This is a genomic window from Gordonia sp. LMA484 (assembly GCF_058129505.1).
In genome coordinates this window covers 753,165-770,647 of the sequence record NZ_CM176700.1, presented here as the reverse complement: position 1 = coordinate 770,647, position 17,483 = coordinate 753,165, and the positions used below count along the sequence as shown (strand labels likewise).

Genomic DNA, 17,483 nt, shown 5'->3' with positions numbered 1-17,483 from the left:
CGGTCAGCCGGCGGCCGGCCGGGTCACGATGACCCGGACCTCGGTCGGATCGAATCCGTTGCAGGGGTTGTTGATCTGCGGGCAGTTGGAGATCAGCACCAGGGTGTCGACGTCGGCGCGCAGCGCCAGCCGCTTGCCGGGTGCGGACAGGCCGTCGACGATCCCGAGCGAACCATCGGCATCGACGGGCACGTTCATGAAGAAGTTGACGTTGCCGACCAGATCGCGCTTGCCGAGTCCGTGCGCGGCGCCACCGATCAGGAAGTTCTCGACGCATGCGTGCTGATGTTTGGTGTGGTGTCCGTACCGCAACGTGTTGGACTCCTGCGAGCAGGCGCCGCCGAGGGTGTCGTGATTGCCGACCTCGTCGGCGACGATCGTCATCAGCGGGTTCGACTCCTGGTCGCGGATGACGGTACCGGTGGTCAGGAAGATGTTGCCCTGGGCGGCGATCGTCGCCTGCGCCGAATAACGGATCGTGTGATCGCGCCCGCCGTAGAACAGTGTGTCGACGGCCTGGTTGCCGTAGAGGTCGACGATGGTCAGCACGTCGCCGGCCTCGACGACACCGGACCAGGGGGCGCGCTCGCCGATCACGGCGTCGGCGATGACGTCGCCGGGGACCAGCGCGAGGTCACGCGCGTCGGTGGTGTGGGTGGTGGTCATGATCAATGCTCCTAGCGGGTCGATCAGAAGTGGGCTGCGGCCCAGACGTCTTCGGAATTGGCGACGGCACGTTGGTACTCGGGGTCGGCATCGTCGACAGTGGTCAGCAGGTCATCGAGATCGCTCTGCGCCTTCCACGCCAGCACCTCGAGGGGACCGGTGTCGAAGGTCGGCGAGGGGTCCAGCGGATGTGCGGTGTTGACGATCGCCATCACGCACGGCAGGTGCAGGATCAGGTCGAGTGATTTGTCGCGTCCGGCGGAGCCCTTGGAGGTGAGGGTGCCGTCGGCCTCGACGACCACCCCGTGGAAGAAGGAGAGCGACGGGGCGACGTCGGTCGGCGTCAGGCCGTGCTTCGCGGCGGCCAGAGTGAACAGCTCACGGCCGGCGGGGCTGACCGAGTGTGCCAGGCCGTCACCATATTTCGCGATGTTGCCCGCGAGTGTGGTGGTGCCGCACAGCGCATCGTGGTGGCCGGAATCGTCGGCGACGACGGTGGCCAGCGCGCGTCCCTGGTCACTCAACAGCGGGTGGCCGGTCGAGAGGTAGGCCTGCCACGGCACCTTGACGGTGTCGGCGACGTTGAGCCGCTCCCACGGCGCGTCGGCGCGCCACAGCAGGATGTGTGCGCACGCGGTGCCGGTGACATCGCGCAGTCGCAGGCGGGTGCCTCGCGCCAGGACCTTGCTGGTGTAGCGGCCGCCGGGCACGGTCTCCGCCCAGGTGAGGGCGGCGGGGTCGATGTCGGCGGGCGGGTTCGGCCACGCCGAGGCCGGAACGACCGGCATGGTGTCGGTGACGGCGCGGGCCTGCGCCCTCGCGTGTTCACGGGCGCCGGCGGTGGTGCCGGTGCTGTTGTCGGTGGTGGTGCTCATGATGTGACTCCTGGATTTGGACGAGGTTGTCAGGGCGAGTGATCTCGATACGGTGCTCGCCTGGCGGCTCGCACCTACTCGATCAGCGGATGGGTCCCGCGAGGAACGAGCGAGCGCCCTCTGCTGGTCGAGTAGCCCGCGAGGAACGAGCGAGCGCCTTCTGCTGGTCGAGTAGCCCGCGAGGAACGAGCGAGCGTATCGAGACCCCCCCGTGCGTTGAAGGGAATCTCAGACCGGCGACGTGACCGGCTTGGGGTGCTCTTTGCCACGGGGATAGCAGGCGATGCCGACGAGGACCGTGATCGCGATGCAGATCGGGCCGGCCCAACGAAGGATGGGCATGTCACCGGCCGGGTCGAAGACCTCGGCGCGCGGCCAGGACAGGTTGATGACCATCAGCACCCCGTAGACCACCGCCAGGAGGTTCACGACGATCCCGAACGGGCCCATGGTGAACAGCTTCTTGCCCTCGGAGTCGACAGCGGCCCGGTCCTTGGGCCAGCCCTGGAACCGGCGGTACAGCATCGGCGCCGTCACCGCGAGGTAGGCCAGGTAGATGAGGATGATGCAGACACTGGCCAACGTCGCGAAGATCGCCGAGTTGCCGACGTTGACGACCAGGATGCCCACGCAGAGCACGCCGATCAGGATCGACGGGGCGATCGGGGTGCCCGTGCGCTCGTTGACATGCGAGAGCGTCTTCGAGAATGGCAGGCGTCCGTCGCGGGCCATCGAGAACATCAGGCGCGAGCAGGCGGTCTGGATGGCCAGGGTGCAGATGAAGATCGCGACGGCGACATCACAGAGCAGGACCTTGCCCCAGAAGCTGCCGAGCACCGAGTCGAGCACATAGGGCAGGCCGCCGGTGGCGAGCTCTTCGTCGAGAGTCGGCGCGGCCATGAGAGCGCCGAGCAACATCAGCCCGCCGCCGATCGCGGAGACGGTCAGTGCCAGCCGGATCGTCCGCGGAGCGACGCGGCGCGGGTTGCGGGTCTCTTCCGCGAGTTCGCCGGCCGACCCGAATCCGACCATCACGTAGGCGGCCATGAGGCCCGACACGATGAAGGCCCAGATGTAGCCGGGCTGCTGACCGGGGATTCCGGAGTCGAACACGACGTCGGGCCCGCGCTTGGCATGGGTGAACAGCGCGAGGACCACAGCCGTGACACCGACGAGTTCGCAGGTGACACCGATGTTGTTGATACGGCTCATCCAGGAGATACCGACGCAGTTGATGGAGGTGACGATGACCAGCAGGATCGATCCGAGGAGCACGGCGTTGGCCGCGCCACTCGTACTCGTCAAGGTCGGGTCGTCGCCGATGATCTGGAATCCGCTCCAGACCGATGGCAGCACCACCTGGAGGGCGATCGCCGCTGCGGACGCGGTGACGATCTGCGCGATCATCATGAACCAGCCACCGAACCAGCCGACGACCTCGCCGCCCATGCGCCGCGACCACTGGTAGATGGCCCCGGAGATCGGGTAGCGCGCCGCGATCTCCGCGAAACAGAGGGCGACGAGGAACTGGCCTGCGTAGACGATGGGCCAGGTCCAGAAGAAGGCCGGGCCGCCGAAGCCGAAGCCGAGACCGAACAGCTGGAAGATCGTGGTCAGGATCGACACGAACGAGAAACCCGCGGCGAAGGACGCGAACTTGCCGAGCGACCGGTGCAGTTGCTGGTCGTAGCCGAACTCGGACAGGTCGTCGGAATCGCCGCCGGACGGTTTGGGCGGTTCAGCGGATGGCTTGATGGCGGTGGAGGTCATGATCGGTGGTCTCTCTGCCGAAGGGTACAAGGCGCTCCACGGTGAGCGGTTTATCTGTCAGTTGATAGGAAACCGTAGCACAATTTCTATCAAGTGACAGAAATGTTTCGGGCGTGCAAACACGCGCTACAAATGTGTTACACAGCGCAGGTCAACGGCCTGACCGGGACTCGGATCAGGTGCGTTAGGGTGGATTTCACACCGATCGGCCGGCACAGACAGGACGGGGACACCATGGCAACGCGGCCGTCATCAGGCTCGGGCACTGCCGCGAGCCCCGGCCGGCCGCGACTGGCCAACACGAAGCGTCGTGCCGACACCGCGCGCGGGGAGATCCTCGACGCCGCCGCCGAACTCTTCACCCGTCACGGCTACACCGGGACGTCCACTCGCATGATCGCCGACGCGGTCGGCGTCCGGCAGGCCTCCCTGTATCACTATTTCAAGACCAAGGACGACATCCTCGCGGCGCTGCTCGCCACGACCGTCGACCCGTCCCTCGAACGTGCCCGCGAGCTCCTCGCCGCCGACGATCCCCCTCTGCAGCGGCTGCTCGACCTCGCCCGCTACGACGTCACGCAACTGGCCGCCGCCCGATGGAACCTCGGCGCCCTCTACCTACTCCCCGAATTGGCCGACGAACGATTCACCGAGTTCCGGGCCGGACGCCTGGAGCTCGCCGCCGCGTACGAGGCGCTGGCCGTCGCCACGCTGGGCGAGGCCGCCGACACGCGAAAGCTCCTCCCCTTCCGTCTCGTGGAGTCGGTGATCATGATGCGTTCCGACGAGACACGCGGCGAACTCGGCGACCACACCGTCGCCGGACTCGTCGACACGATCGTCGGTGCGATCAAGATGCTCCTGGAGCACACCCCGGCAACCTGAGCTCCGTCACGACGCGAGGCGTTGAGCCGCCGTTCGCCTGTCCGCACCCACCGGCTCCCACCCCACCGCCTCGGATAGTCCCCAGGGCGGCATGCCGCTGGCGATCGTCTCGTGCTCGCCGATCACGTAGGTCTCATGGAAGATGCCGACCGCGTTGCGATCGGCCAGGCGCTTCGCGAACCGCTGCCATGCAGGCCGATGCGGCGCCTGCGCGTCGGCGGCGAAACGTCGGATGTCCTCGGGGCTTCGCCAATACGACACAACCATGATCGTCGACCCGACGAAGAGGCGCGACGAGAGCAAGCCCGCTTCCGGATGACGGGCCAGGTAGGTCAGCATCCGGGGCATCTGGACCAGCATCGACAGCCAAGCGCCCGGATGCCACAGCCTCGGCAGACTCATGCCGATGAGGAACAGCGCGGTCCCCTCCGGCGGCTTCTTGCTGGTCATGCGACGGGCGTCAGGTCGAACCATGATCAAGTCCCTTCGGTCATAACAGTGTTATAAAACGATGTTATGGAACAATGCAACGCATGGCAAGACCCAAAGTGCACGACGACGAGCTGCACGAGCGCCTTCTCGAGGAGGCGGTGGCAGCAGTTGCTGACGGCGGCCTCGCGAATCTGTCGCTTCGCGGCGTCGCGCAGGCGGCCAACACCAGCACCACAGCCGTCTACTCCCTCTTCGGCAAGAAAGAGGACCTCGCCCGCGCCGTCTTGATCCGAGCGTTCGAGAGATTCGCAGTCGCCCAGGAGAACGCGACCGGCACCGACGTCGCCGAGCTCCTCGCCACTCTCGGGACGACGTACGTGCAATGGGCGCTGGAAAATCCACGCTTGTTCGAGCTGATGTTCGGACCCCAGATCGCGGGCATCGGCACCAGCGACGATCTCGATGCCGCCGCCGGCCGGGCGATCGCGCCACTGGCCCGTGGGGTGCAGTCGGCCATCGACGCCGGCGTTTTCCGCGACGACGACCCGGCCACGATCGTCGCCTCGCTGTGGGCCCAGGTGCACGGGCTCACACTCTTGCTGCTGGCCGGCAGATTCCCCGACGGGGCCGACCCGGTGCGCGCCACGATGGCGATCCTCGATGGCTGGCGTGCCATCCAGAACTAGTGTCGTGCGTCGGAACTAGGCTGTCAGCATGGCAGGCCGCAGCATGAGTTTCGACCCGATCGCCCAGGCGCGCAAGAACTGGGCCGATGCGGGCTGGGGCGAGGTGGCCGACGGGATGGTCGCGGTGACGTCGGTGATGCGGGCGCACCAGATCCTGCTGGCACGCGTCGAGGCCGCGCTGCGGCCGTACGACCTGACCTTCTCCCGCTTCGAACTGCTTCGGCTGCTGGCCTTCTCCCGCGAGGGCTCGCTGCCGATCACCAAGGCCAGCGACCGGCTCCAGGTGCACGTGACCAGCGTGACCCACGCGATCCGCCGGCTCGAGGAGAACGGGCTCGTCCGGCGCCTACCCCACCCCACGGACGGACGCACCACGCTCGTCGAGATCACCGAACTCGGACGATCCACCGTCGAGGACGCCACCGCCACGCTCAACCGTGAGGTCTTCGCCGACGTCGGCATGAGCGACGACGAGATCGCGGCCATGGTGAAAGCGATTCAGTCCCTTCGTCGCAACTCCGGCGACTTCTGATCTCGACGGCCAGGCGAGAGGCCACAGATACAACAGTTCTCGCCAGCTACCCGTGGCGTGCCACGTGTAGCTGACGAGAAGTGTTGTGTCTGTCTGGATCGACGCGGTCAGTGCAGCGTCTGGATGATCGCGCTGAAGTCCAGGTCCGCGTGCTGCTCGGCGAACGACTTGTAGATCTGGGCGGCGTGCGTGCCCAGCGGTGCCCGCGACCCGGTGCTCGCGATCGCGTCCAGTGCGAGGCCGAGGTCCTTGTTCATCAGCGCCGTGGCGAATCCGGGCTTGAAGTCGTTGTTGGCGGGTGAGGTCGGCACCGGTCCCGGCACCGGGCAGTTGGTCTGCACGGCCCAGCAGTTCCCGGTCGCACCGGTGATCACGTCGAACAGGGCCTGATCGGACAGACCGAGCTTCTCGGCGAGCACGAAGGCCTCGCCGACGGCGATCTGCTGCACCGCCAGAACCATGTTGTTGCACACCTTGGCCGCCTGCCCTGCGCCCGCGGCACCGCAGTGGATCACCTTGCCCGCCATCGGTTCCAGGGTCGGACGGGCGGCGGAGAAGGCCTCGTCCTCACCACCGACCATGAAGGCGAGCGTGCCGGCCGAGGCGCCCTTCACCCCGCCGGAGACCGGGGCGTCGAGCTGGGCGAAGCCGTGCTCGACGGCCAGTCCGTGGATCTCGCGCGCATCGTCGACCGAGATGGTCGAGCTGTCGATGAACAGTGCGCCGGTGGGTGTGGCGGGCAGGATCTCGGCATAGAGGTTCTTCACGATCGCGCCGCTGGGCAGCATGGTGATCACCACCTCGGCGGCGGCGACCGCCTCGACCGCGGTCGGGAACGTCTCGACCCCGGCCAGCTGCGCCTGCTTCACCGCCTCGGGCACGGGATCGAAGCCGTGCACGGTGTGGCCTGCCTTCACGAGGTTTGCGGCCATCGGCCCACCCATGTTGCCCAGGCCGAGAAAGGCGATCGTCGTCATTGTCGAATCTCCCAGATGTTGTGAGTTCACTTGTCCCGGTGCTCAGTCCCGATAGCGCGACGCGATCGACCGGCCGACCACGACACGCATGATCTCGTTGGTACCTTCCAGTATCCGATGCACCCGCAGATCGCGGACGATCTTCTCGATACCGTATTCGTTCAGATATCCGTAGCCGCCGTGCAGCTGCAGGGCCGCATCGGCGACGGTGTAGCAGTTGTCGGTGACGAAGCGCTTGGCCATCGCACACTTCTCCACCTTGTCGGGCGCGTTGCCGTCGAGGGCCGACGCGGCCTGCCACAGCATCAGCCGCGACGCCTCGAGCGAGGTGGCCATGTCGGCCAGGGTGAACCGGATGGTCGGCTCGTCGATCAGTGCCCCGCCGAATGCCTTGCGGGAGGCCACGTAGCTCGCGGCCCGGTCGAAGGCGGCCTGCGCGCCACCGAGGGACGACGCGGCGATGTTGAGCCGGCCGCCGTTGAGGCCGTTCATCGCGATCCCGAAACCGATTCCCTCCTGCCCGCCGAGCAGGCTGGTCGCCGGCACCCGCACCTCATCCAGGATGACCTGGGCGGTGGGCTGGGCGTGCCAGCCCATCTTGCGTTCCTGGGCACCGAAACTCAGTCCGGGCGTGCCCTTTTCGACGAGGAAGGTGGAGATGCCGCGAGATCCGTTGTCGCCGGTGCGGGCCATCAGAACATAGACGTCGCTGGACCCGGCACCGGAGATGAACTGCTTGACGCCGGTGATCAGATAGTCGTCGCCGGAACGGACCGCACGCGTCGTGAGCGCCGCCGCATCCGATCCCGCACCCGGCTCGGTGAGGCAGTAGCTGGCCACCGCCTCCATCGACGCCATCCGCGGGACCCAACGCTCACGCTGCTCGGCGGTGCCGTATTCGTCGACCATCCAGGTGCACATGTTGTGAATGGACAGGAAGGCGGCGACCGCCGGGTCGGCGTAGGCGAGCTGCTCGAAGATGCGAACCCCGTCGAGACGTCGCAGACCGCTCCCGCCGACGTCCTCCGAACAGTAGATCGCGCCCATCCCGAGCTCGGCGGCTTCTCTCAGCTCGGCCACCGGGAAGTGGTGGTTCTCATCCCATTCCAGAGCGTAGGGCGCGAGCTTCTTTGCCGCGAACCCGGCGGCGGTCTCGACGATGACGCGCTCGTCGGCGTCGAGACCGCTGTCGGTTGTGATGGTCATCGAGGTCCTTCTCCTACTTGTCGATCTCGTACCACGGACAGCCGTCAGTCCATCGTGGGGATGACGAACTCGGCCCCGTCCTTGACCCCGGACGGCCACCGGGTCGTGACCGTCTTGGTCTTGGTGTAGAACTGGATCGACGTCGGGCCGTGCTGGTTGAGATCGCCGAAGCCGGAGCGCTTCCAACCTCCGAAGGTGTAGTAGGCCACCGGAACCGGGATCGGGACGTTCACGCCCACCATGCCGACGTTCACGCGTGCGGTGAAGTCGCGCGCCGCGTCGCCGTCCTGGGTGAAGATCGCGACGCCGTTGCCGTACTGATGATCCGAGGCGAGCGCGAGGGCCTCCTCGTAGTCGCCGGCGCGCACGATCGACAGCACCGGACCGAAGATCTCCTCGGTGTAGATCGTCATGTCCTTGGTGACGTGATCGAAAAGCGTTGGGCCGATGAAGAAGCCGTTCGAGATGTCCTCGTCGCCGTACTGCTGTTCGTCGCTGGTCCGCTCACGGCCGTCCACCACGAGGTCGGCACCTTCTTCGACGCCCTTGCCGATGAAGCCCTTGACCCGGTCCAGTGCCGCCGCGGTGACCAGCGGGCCGTAATCGGCCTTCGGGTCGAGGCTGTGGCCGACGCGAAGGGCGTTGACCTTGTCGACGAGCTTGGCGCGCAGGCGTTCCGCGGTCTGCTCGCCGACGGGGACCGCGACACTGATGGCCATGCAGCGCTCGCCGGCGCTGCCGTAACCGGCGCCGATGAGTGCGTCGACGACCTGATCCATGTTGGCGTCGGGCATGATGATCATGTGGTTCTTGGCACCGCCGAAGCACTGTGAGCGCTTGCCGTTCGCGGCGGCCGTCGAATAGATGTACTGGGCGATGTCGGAGCTGCCGACGAAGCCGAGCGCCTGCACGTCCGGGTTGTTGAGCAGAGCGTCGACGGATTCCTTGTCACCGTGGACGACCTGGAAGACGCCGTCGGGCAGGCCGGCCTGGGTGAACAGTTCGGCCAGTCGCAGCGGCACCGACGGGTCGCGCTCGGACGGCTTGAGGATGAAGGCGTTGCCGCAGGCCAGCGCCGGGCCGGCCTTCCACAGCGGGATCATCGCGGGGAAGTTGAAGGGCGTGATGCCGGCGACGACGCCGAGCGGCTGGCGGATCGAGTGCACGTCGATCCCGCCCCCGGCACCCTCGGTGAACTCACCCTTGAGCAGGTGCGGGATACCGATGGCGAACTCGATGACCTCGATGCCGCGCTGGATGTCACCCTTGGCGTCGGCATGGGTCTTGCCGTGCTCGAGCGACAGCAGGGTGGCCAGCTCGTCGGAGTTCTGGTTGACCAGGTCGACGAACCGCATCATCACGCGGGCGCGCCGCTGCGGGTTCCAGGCGGCCCATTCGCGCTGGGCCTCGACGGCGGTGGCGACGGCGGCGTCGACCTCGGCGGTCGTGGCCAGCGGCACCTTGGCGGCGACAGCGCCGGTGCTGGGATTGAACACGTCGGCGAAGCGGCCCTCGGTAACGGTTACCGCGGCACCGTTCAGGTAGTGCGGGATGGTCCGGACGGCAGCGTCGAGGTTAGACACGAGTAGATCACCTTGATTCGAGAGTCGGGGCAGCAATGGATGTGGCTTCCGATTTCCAATAGTAGGACATCCAAGTAATTTTGCAAACCCCTCCCCACCTGCGGATTGACAACCCGGAAGTAACTAAGGGTAGCCTTTCCTACATGGCTGATCGTGCGTCACAGGCACGACGTCGAAAGGAGAATGCACATGTCGGTCGTCATCCTGTACGGCACGGAGACCGGAACCGGCGAGCTCGTCGCCGACGCCATCGCCGACGTCCTGACGACAGATCACGACCCGGCGATCCATGACATGAGTGACTTCGCCGTCGAGGACCTCGACCCCGCCGACTTCTTCGTCATCGTCTGCTCGACCTACGGCGAGGGGGAGCTACCCACCGGGGCCGAGCCGTTCGCCGAGGGACTCGATGCGGCCGATCCCGACCTGACCGGCGTCCGGTTCGCGGTCTTCGGCCTCGGCGACATCGTCTACGACGCGACCTTCAACCGGGGCGGCGAGATCATCGCCGAGATGCTGGTGACACGTGGTGGGGTCCAGATCGGCGAGCATGCTCGACACGACTACTCCTCGTCGGTCGAACCCACCGAGCACGCGGCCGGGTGGGCCCGCGACATCAGCGGCTTGATCACGCCGCTCCCCGCCGGCTGATCGGCCCGTCGCCGGGTCGGTGTGCCGTCGCCTCGTCGGCGGCCGCACTCCGGGAGTGGCACGAGATCTCCTCGGCACGGATCGCCGCCAACTTGGCCAGCTCGAGCACGGCGCGCACCATCAGGGCCAGCACCACGCCCAGGAACAACGCGGTCGGCACCGACACGCTGAGGTTCTCACCGAGCAGCACGACGCCGAGTGCCATCGACACGGCCAACTCCACCACGGTCAGGGCGGGAAACGAGGTCTGTAGTTCCCCGGCGCCGAAGGCCCGCTGCTGAGCCACGATCGCCCCGGCCGCCACGATCAGGAACAGGTAGAACTCCGGCTGGAGAAACGTGCGTTCCAGGTCGTGGACGAACTGGTAGGCGACCGATTTCACCAGCAACGCCGACATCCCGAACAGGGCTCCCCCGGTCACGCCGTAGAGCAGCGCCTTGTAATGCTGATTGGATCGTTCGGCCAACACGACGCAGATCAACAACGCGACGATCACCACTCCGATCGTGGTCACCATGAGCAGATTGTCGGGCCGACGCTGCGACGGTTCGGGTCGCGAGATCGAGAGGAACAGGGTCACACAGACGACGAGCACTCCACCCCACACCCATTCGGGGCGCTGCGGTCGCCGGTGGTCGGCCCACGCCTCCATCGGCAGGGCGAACAGGATCGCGAGCACCACGAGCGGCTGCACCAGCAGGATCGAGCCCAGGCCGAGGGCCGCGGCCTGGGCGGCGAAGCCACATAGTGCTACCACGGCACCGAGCCACCATCCCTGGGCGATCAGACCGCTGGCGTGGGATGCGCGTTGACGCATCACCGTGCCCGCCGCGATCAGCAGCGCCGCCAGCACGGACAGCAGCGCGGGTACCCAGGAGTGCATTCGACCAGGCTAACGATTCACGGTGTTGGTCCACCACGTTGTCGGCTCGACGTCGTAGGTTTGGGTCATGCGGTACCAGACGGAACTCGAACGTCTCACCACTCTCGACGCCGACTCGATCACGCGCGCGTGCACCTCGAAAGAGGAGGTGATAGCGCTCATCGATCGAGCCGTCGACGAATGCATCCAGTACGACGAACTCGCCGACGAGCATCTCACCGTGGGTGCCGAAGAGCACGCGGCATTCTGTTGGCAGGAGGCCGCCGCGTGGCGGGCGACCGCCGCGTTACTGCGCGTGATGGCGACGAACCCAGCCACCGATCGCCGCTCGCGGGGCGCCGCGTGACCCGCACACTGGTCCTGATGCGCCACGGGAAATCCGGTTACCCTCCCGGCGTGAGCGATCACGGTCGGCCGCTGGCCGAACGTGGCCGGCGGGAGGCGGCGCTCGCCGGGCGATGGATGGCCGACGAGGGCCTGCACGTCGATGCGGTGCTGTGCTCGACCGCCACCCGTACCCGCGAGACGCTCGACCGCACGGGTGTGGCCGCTCCGACGACCTTCGTCGATGACCTCTACGGCGCCTACCCGACCGAAATCCTCGAGGCGGTCCGCATCCACGCACCCGCCGATGCGACGACGGTCCTCGTGGTCGGGCACTCCCCGGGCATGCCGGACACGGCGCTGACCCTCGACGCCGACGGGGAGGTCGAACAGTTCCCCACATCCGCCTACGCCGTCATCACCGTGGGCACAGCGTGGGATCGGCTCGGGCTCGATGTCGATCCCGAGGCCCGGCTCATCGGAGTGCGCATCCCCCGAGAGTGAGGACAGGCCTGCTCCCATCGGCGGGCGTGGATCTGACGGTTGCGGCGGTGGGCTCAGCCGCCGGTGAACGGCGCGACAGCGACGCACGGCACCGGGCGCGGGTGGGTCGGATCGAGCGCGTTGAGTACCAACGCCGCACTGCGTCGGTTCGAGGTGATCGACGCATGGTCGGAGTGGTCGGTCGGGCAGCCATCCTGGACGACGATGTTGCGCACCTCGGTGCCGGGCGGCCCGGCGAGCACACCGCTCGAGTAGGGGGTGACGATCTCGTCGTCGCGGGTCACGATGTTGGTGTACGACACCCCGGGCAGGTACGGTGTCGGCTGCCGCACAGCCTGATTGAACGACAGCTCGCGAGGTGGTGCGACGCAGTCCGGACACGGCGGTCGGACCGGTGCCGGGATTCCGAGGGCGTTGCGGAACATCGCGATCGACTCCCCGCGCGTGTCGTCCTCGTCGGGACCCTGCCGCCAATACGGCGCGAGGGACACGTAGTGGGCGACCTTTCCTCGCCCACCCAGATACTTCATCCAATAGGTGGGGATCTCGGTGCCGAGCGAGTGACCGACGATGTCCACCTGTCGGGCACCTGTCGTCGTCAGGACCCGGTCGATGAACGCCTTGAGTTGCCACGCACTGTCGGGTTTCGGGCCCAGCCCACCCAGTGCCGACAGCGGCCACACCGTCGACACCGCCCCATAGGTCGGCGCGTAGACACAGTACCCCTCGTTGGCCAGGACGGGTGCCAGTGTCCCCCAATTTGTTTGGCGTCCACCACCGCTGCCGTGCACCAGGATCACCCGCCGCGGGTGCGCTCGAGTGGGCCGGCACCCGAAGTCGTTGGTTCCCGGCAACGATCCACCCGGATCAGCGAGTTCGGCCCTGATCCCGCTGGTGAAATCGTAGAAGACCGGGAACGCAGGTGCGGCGTCTGCGGGAGTGGCGAGAGTGCCCGCCGCGACCAGCACGCCGACCGCGGCGATCAGGAGCCGTCGCAGAGTTCGTTTCATTCGTCCTCCGGTGTGACCAGATCGAATCGCACGCCCAGTAGTCGCACGGGACGGTCGATCTCGAAGTTGCCGAGCAATTCGCCGATGATCGGCGCGACGTCGTCGTAGGACGTCGTGGGCGCCGCCAGTTTGCGGGACTTCGTGCGCGTGTAGAAGGTGTTGGTCCGGACGGTCACCGCCACCCGGAACACCTCGCGCTCCTCGGCGAGTATCTGGGAAACCAGCTCCTCGGTGAGTTGGAAGGCGGCCGAACGCATCTCCTCGAGGTCGGTCATGTCCGTCGGATACGTGCGCGACTTGGAATGCGACCGGGCCAGCCAGGGTTCCACCGTGATGGTCGAGTCGCCGCCGCCTCGACACAGGACATACAGCCAGTTGCCCTGGTGCGGACCGAAGACATCGATGAGATCCTCGCGCGTAGTAGCGATCAACTGGTGCACCGTGTCGATGCGATGGGCCGACAACTTCGCCGCGGTTTTCGGTCCGACGCTCCACAGGTCGCGGCACGGCCGATCATCCATGAGCGGCAACCAGTTCTGCTCGTCGAGCAGGAACACCTTCTCGATGTCGAACGCGGCCAGTGCGGCGGAGTCCGGGTCGGGTTTCTTGGCGAAGCCGGTGGCCATCTTCGCGCGTTGCTTGTTGTCGGAGATGCCGATCGAGCAGTGCAGCCCGGTCCGGTCGAACACCTCGGCGCGGATGTGCTGTGCGAGACTCCCGATCGTCAACCGATCGTGCTGTGGCGCGATGTCGCCCGGGCCGTCGTCCGGGCCGTCGACCGGGTCCACGCCGATGTACGCCTCGTCCCATCCCCACACCTCGACGGGATGGCCGAAACCTCGCAGCACGTTCATGACGTCGGCGGAGGCGACATCGTAGGCGGGCACATCGAGCGGGAGGTAGACGGCGTCCGGCATCTTGCGGTACGCCGCACGCAGCGGCATCCCCGCCCGCACCCCGACATCTCGTGCCTCGTAGGACGCACAGGTCACCACCTTGCGGGCCTCGGTCGGGTCCCCGTTCCCGCCGACGATGACGGGCACGCCGACCAACTCCGGGCTGCGCAGGCGTTCGACGGAGACCTGGAACTGATCCAGGTCGACATGTACCAGCCATCGATGGCGTAGTGGTGAGTCGCCCACGGATTCAGCCTACTGCCGAAGGCACCTCGGCCCGATCCTCCACACCGGGTCGGACCGGTCCGCGGTTACCTCACCGGCGGACCGGCCCGACCCGACCCCGCAACGACGCCCTCCCCTGCGTCGACGTGGATCTCCTCGGCCAGCAGCAGACTCCTTGTGGTCAGAAACTGAAGAACCAGGGGCTCGGACCGCACGCGAGGCGCGCAAACCGTGTCGGGTCGAGTGCGCGCAGAGCGATCGAGATCGCCCGCGGAGAGTAGGACATCGCCAGGTGATCGGAGGTGTCCTGTTCGCAACCGTCTTGCAGCACAATGTTCTTCACTCCCGGCCGGTGGATGAACGTGAGGTCGAACGGGGTGGTGACCTCGTCGTACCGGGAACCGACGATCGTGTAGTCGACTCCCGGGAACACCAGCTTGGATCGGTTCAGGTTCTTGATGAACGGCGAGTCGACGGTCTGTTGGATTCCGGACCGACCCACGAATATCTCGGTGACACCGAGGACATTGAACGCCGGCCCCAGGTTGTTGATACCACGACCGAGCGCGCCGATGCCGAGCAGCGTGGTGCCCTTGTTGGTGGCACCGAAGGTGATCAGCTTGCCGATCTTGGATCGTTCGGGATGGCGGTAATCTGCGCCGCCACCGAACTTCATCCACTGCCGCACCATCAGCCCACCCTGCGAATGCCCGATGACATCAACCTTTTTCGCGCCGGTCGCGCGCAGTACTCTGTCGACGTAAGCGCCGAACTGGGCGGCCGAATATTCGATGGCGGCCTCGCCGTTCGTGCCCGGCAGCACCACGCCGAGTCCACCTCCGTTGAGCAGGTCGGTACGTCCGTAGTTGGGCGCGAACACACAGTAGCCGGCCCGCTTCAGGACCGGCGCGAACGCGGCCCAGTTGTTGTAGGCGTTCTCCCATGTGCCGTGGACCAGAATCACCGGCCGCTGACCGCTTTTCGGCTTGCAGCCCCAGTCGTTCGCTCCGGGTGGCGCCACCTCAGGGTGGAACTGCGAATAGGCGAACGCCGACCAGAAGCCCCGCTGCGCGGGGCCGACACCGCGGGTGTCCGCGATGGGGCCCAGCGGCCGGGTGGCGACGTCGCGGCGCAGACCGTTCACCGCTCGCGGTGACCCGGGCTCCGCAGCGGCATTGATGGCATCGGTCAGACGCTGCGCCTGGTCGATCTCCGCCTTCGACGGGGCGGCCACGGACGAAGCCGCGAACGCGGCCCTCGGCTCGGCCCCCGCCGGCGCGAAACCGGCCATGACCACCACCGCTGCCAGAATCGCCGCCGTGACCGCCAGACCCCTCAACCGATGCCGCGCCCCCACCATCAATTCCCTCCGACGTGCCGAAAGATGGAGCATCGGGCCGCACCTACCCCTGCGTAGCTTACCGATGCGTAACCTACCGTAGGGTAATGTCGGCGCCTTGTCCAGTGGTCTGAGACACAATTTCTACGCTGGGTGACGGCCACCACTTTGGCACAGAAGTGGCTGGTCAGCGTCCTTTTCGAGGCGCGATGCGGAGCCCGGTGGCGTCGAGGCCGATCGAACGGCAGGCTGCACTCAGTGCGTCCGGGTTGTAGTCCAGCAGCGACGCGGATGCCCGCGGCGGGTGGGTGTCGCCGCGGAACGGCGTGGACCATCGACCATCGTCAGGGTCGGCGAAGAAGGCACTGGCCTTGCTGATGTAGGTGGCCAGCAACTGCGACGCGTGGCCGTCCAGTCCGGGCATCGCCTCACCCAGTACCGTCCGCAACAATTCCCGGTCGTCGTGGAGCGGTCGTGGCCGCAGATGCAGTGCCCGCGAAGCGGTATGGCAGTTGGTCGGATCAGTCAGCGCGTGCACCGCGACGAAGGAGAACGCGATCCGGACGATCTCGATCCCGCGCCGATCGGCCGCCCATTTCGGCTGCGATGCGATGAATCGCACCGCGCGCACCGGCAAGGCGGCCGGGATCTGATCCAGAGTCTCTCGGCTACAATCTTTTTCGGTGAGCTCCTCGGCCGCCATCCGCTTGAGGACACCGACGCGATGAGCATGTTTGCGCAGCAACCCGGACAGGGCGATCGACGAATCGAAGCTCAACCCGAACTCGTGCGGGTCATCGAGAAGCGCGTCGACACCCGGGATGACGATGAGCTCCTCGACCTCGATCGCCTCGATCAGGGCCATCGGACGTCGCAGCGAACCATCGACGCAGTTGCGCACGCGAAAAGTGATTGTGTCGGTCATGGATCCCCCTCATGAGACATGTGAACATGCGGCGTCACGCTGGCGCGCCCCCGACACGTAGACGCATGACGACGAACTGACTACACCGGACGCCGGCCCTCCGAGCCGAACCGATCTCCGAAACCATCTTCAAACCGCTTGTCGGAGATGACACCTCGTACTCGAGGAACCAATGCTCGCGGCCCTCCGAGGTGATACCGACCCCCCTGCGCCGACCTACTGGCCGGTAAGTTCTGGCGCGTAACGCTACCGTAGGGTACGGAGCACACTCTGTCCAGAGGCAAAATCGATCCGCCTGCTTGACATCTCAGTAAATCTCCGGTCGACGATCCTTCATGTAGGGATAGGCATCCCGGGACTGTATGAGCATCGCGCGGTCGACGTCGGCGACGAGCAACGTCGGCGAACGGTCCGCCTCGGCGAGAACCTCGCCACTCGGCGCGACGACCTCGCTGCGCCCCCCGTATTCCAGATCATGCTCTGTGCCACAGTAGTTCGCGTAGGCAACGAAGACCTGGCTCTCAAGTGCGCGGGCCGGCAGCAGCACATCCTGGACCACGTCGTAGGCGATCATGTTCGCCGTCGGCACGCAGACGACGTCGGCCGCGCGGAGCGCCAGGGACCGGACGAGTTCACCGAACTCCACCTCGTAACAGGTCAGCAGCCCGAGCCGCCACCCGGACAGCTCGACGACCGGCGGCGGCGTGTCACCCGCCGCGAACATCTCCCGGTCGAGGTCACCGAACAGGTGGGTCTTGTGATGGGTGGCGACCCGGGCACCGTGTCGGTCGACGAGCCGGATGGCGTTGTACACCAAACCATCGTCGGCCCGTTCGGCACATCCGTAGAGCACCGCGATGCCATGCTGTACCGCGATCTCGGCGACGCGGTCGGCGATCGGCCCGTCGACGGATTCGGCCAGGTCGCTCACCGCGTCGGCACCGATGTTGTAGCCGGTGACCGCCATCTCCGGCGTGATGAGCAGGTCAGCGGAACGACCGGCGGCATCGGCGGCGGCCGCGTCGAGGCGGTCGAGGTTCTCGGCGACCTGCGCGGGGCGGGATGCGCACTGCCAGAGAGCTATCCGGAAACGGCTGGTGTCAGATGTCATGCT

General features: G+C 66.6%; 19 protein-coding genes. 6 read left to right on the top strand and 13 right to left on the bottom strand.

The genetic code is table 11. The features are described from left to right. Positions 1–3 precede the first annotated feature (3 nt). The 3 genes from AC4AMJ_RS03430 to AC4AMJ_RS03420 all read right to left on the bottom strand — a co-directional run bounded on the left by AC4AMJ_RS03430 (position 4) and on the right by AC4AMJ_RS03420 (position 3,311). Positions 4–666, bottom strand: a complete 663-nt coding sequence (locus AC4AMJ_RS03430) for an urea amidolyase associated protein UAAP2 (protein WP_489896975.1) — start codon at positions 664–666, stop codon at positions 4–6. Between the two features lie 23 nt (positions 667–689). Continuing rightward, positions 690–1,541, bottom strand: a complete 852-nt coding sequence (locus AC4AMJ_RS03425) for an urea amidolyase associated protein UAAP1 (protein WP_489917253.1) — start codon at positions 1,539–1,541, stop codon at positions 690–692. A 228-nt stretch (positions 1,542–1,769) separates the two neighbouring features. After that, on the bottom strand, positions 1,770–3,311 hold the full coding sequence (locus AC4AMJ_RS03420; RefSeq protein ID WP_489917252.1) for an amino acid permease: 1,542 nt from the start codon (positions 3,309–3,311) through the stop codon (positions 1,770–1,772). 234 nt (positions 3,312–3,545) lie between these two features. Here AC4AMJ_RS03420 and AC4AMJ_RS03415 point away from each other — a divergent pair, with 234 nt between their 5' ends. Next, positions 3,546–4,196, top strand: a complete 651-nt coding sequence (locus AC4AMJ_RS03415; RefSeq protein WP_489918364.1) for a TetR/AcrR family transcriptional regulator — start codon at positions 3,546–3,548, stop codon at positions 4,194–4,196. Positions 4,197–4,202: 6 nt separating this feature from the next. Here AC4AMJ_RS03415 and AC4AMJ_RS03410 read toward each other — a convergent pair whose 3' ends face one another. After that, a complete protein-coding gene (locus AC4AMJ_RS03410; protein ID WP_489917251.1) occupies positions 4,203–4,670 on the bottom strand; it encodes a DUF4188 domain-containing protein in 468 nt (155 codons plus the stop codon). A gap of 59 nt (positions 4,671–4,729) precedes the next feature. On the opposite strand from AC4AMJ_RS03410, the gene AC4AMJ_RS03405 reads away from it, so the two are divergent. Continuing rightward, positions 4,730–5,314 carry a TetR/AcrR family transcriptional regulator gene (locus AC4AMJ_RS03405; RefSeq protein WP_489917250.1) on the top strand — a complete coding sequence of 195 codons (585 nt, stop codon included), beginning with the start codon at positions 4,730–4,732 and terminating at the stop codon, positions 5,312–5,314. A 28-nt stretch (positions 5,315–5,342) separates the two neighbouring features. Next, positions 5,343–5,846 (top strand): MarR family transcriptional regulator, encoded by a 504-nt coding sequence (locus AC4AMJ_RS03400; RefSeq protein WP_489896978.1) that lies wholly within the window; start codon positions 5,343–5,345, stop codon positions 5,844–5,846. A 107-nt stretch (positions 5,847–5,953) separates the two neighbouring features. On the opposite strand, the gene mmsB is transcribed toward AC4AMJ_RS03400, so the two are convergent. From mmsB to AC4AMJ_RS03385, 3 genes are read right to left on the bottom strand one after another with little or no spacing between them, the layout of a single operon-like run. Further along, a complete protein-coding gene (gene mmsB / locus AC4AMJ_RS03395) occupies positions 5,954–6,823 on the bottom strand; it encodes a 3-hydroxyisobutyrate dehydrogenase (protein WP_489917249.1) in 870 nt (289 codons plus the stop codon). Positions 6,824–6,865: 42 nt separating this feature from the next. Next, positions 6,866–8,029, bottom strand: coding sequence for an acyl-CoA dehydrogenase family protein (locus tag AC4AMJ_RS03390; RefSeq protein ID WP_489896980.1), 1,164 nt, complete (start codon positions 8,027–8,029; stop codon positions 6,866–6,868). A gap of 44 nt (positions 8,030–8,073) precedes the next feature. Next, a complete protein-coding gene (locus AC4AMJ_RS03385; RefSeq protein WP_489896981.1) occupies positions 8,074–9,612 on the bottom strand; it encodes a CoA-acylating methylmalonate-semialdehyde dehydrogenase in 1,539 nt (512 codons plus the stop codon). A 189-nt stretch (positions 9,613–9,801) separates the two neighbouring features. Here AC4AMJ_RS03385 and AC4AMJ_RS03380 point away from each other — a divergent pair, with 189 nt between their 5' ends. Continuing rightward, complete coding sequence (locus AC4AMJ_RS03380; RefSeq protein WP_489917248.1) at positions 9,802–10,263, top strand: flavodoxin domain-containing protein; 462 nt, start codon at positions 9,802–9,804, stop codon at positions 10,261–10,263. Here the strand turns inward: AC4AMJ_RS03380 and AC4AMJ_RS03375 are convergent. Further along, positions 10,241–11,146, bottom strand: coding sequence for a DMT family transporter (locus AC4AMJ_RS03375; protein ID WP_489896983.1), 906 nt, complete (start codon positions 11,144–11,146; stop codon positions 10,241–10,243). The two genes, AC4AMJ_RS03380 and AC4AMJ_RS03375, sit on opposite strands and share 23 nt — an antisense overlap. Positions 11,147–11,213: 67 nt before the next feature. Between AC4AMJ_RS03375 and AC4AMJ_RS03370 the strand changes: the two genes are divergently transcribed. Continuing rightward, positions 11,214–11,492, top strand: coding sequence for a hypothetical protein (locus AC4AMJ_RS03370; protein WP_489917247.1), 279 nt, complete (start codon positions 11,214–11,216; stop codon positions 11,490–11,492). Positions 11,493–11,509: 17 nt separating this feature from the next. Beyond that, positions 11,510–11,974 (top strand): SixA phosphatase family protein, encoded by a 465-nt coding sequence (locus tag AC4AMJ_RS03365; protein WP_489901021.1) that lies wholly within the window; start codon positions 11,510–11,512, stop codon positions 11,972–11,974. 53 nt (positions 11,975–12,027) lie between these two features. Here the strand turns inward: AC4AMJ_RS03365 and AC4AMJ_RS03360 are convergent, their stop codons facing one another. The 5 genes from AC4AMJ_RS03360 to AC4AMJ_RS03340 all read right to left on the bottom strand — a co-directional run bounded on the left by AC4AMJ_RS03360 (position 12,028) and on the right by AC4AMJ_RS03340 (position 17,480). Then, on the bottom strand, positions 12,028–12,984 hold the full coding sequence (locus AC4AMJ_RS03360) for an alpha/beta hydrolase (protein ID WP_489917246.1): 957 nt from the start codon (positions 12,982–12,984) through the stop codon (positions 12,028–12,030). After that, positions 12,981–14,126: a DNA polymerase IV gene (locus AC4AMJ_RS03355; RefSeq protein ID WP_489917245.1), complete on the bottom strand. Its 1,146-nt coding sequence runs from the start codon at positions 14,124–14,126 to the stop codon at positions 12,981–12,983. Before AC4AMJ_RS03355 ends, AC4AMJ_RS03360 begins: the two co-directional genes overlap by 4 nt. Before the next feature lie 160 nt (positions 14,127–14,286). Further along, positions 14,287–15,498 (bottom strand): esterase/lipase family protein, encoded by a 1,212-nt coding sequence (locus AC4AMJ_RS03350; protein ID WP_489917244.1) that lies wholly within the window; start codon positions 15,496–15,498, stop codon positions 14,287–14,289. A gap of 133 nt (positions 15,499–15,631) precedes the next feature. Continuing rightward, the gene (locus AC4AMJ_RS03345; protein ID WP_489917243.1) at positions 15,632–16,369 is read right to left on the bottom strand and encodes a hypothetical protein; all 738 of its coding nucleotides are present in this window, start codon (positions 16,367–16,369) and stop codon (positions 15,632–15,634) included. Positions 16,370–16,676: 307 nt separating this feature from the next. Beyond that, positions 16,677–17,480 carry a carbon-nitrogen hydrolase family protein gene (locus tag AC4AMJ_RS03340; RefSeq protein WP_489917242.1) on the bottom strand — a complete coding sequence of 268 codons (804 nt, stop codon included), beginning with the start codon at positions 17,478–17,480 and terminating at the stop codon, positions 16,677–16,679. Positions 17,481–17,483: the final 3 nt, after the last annotated feature.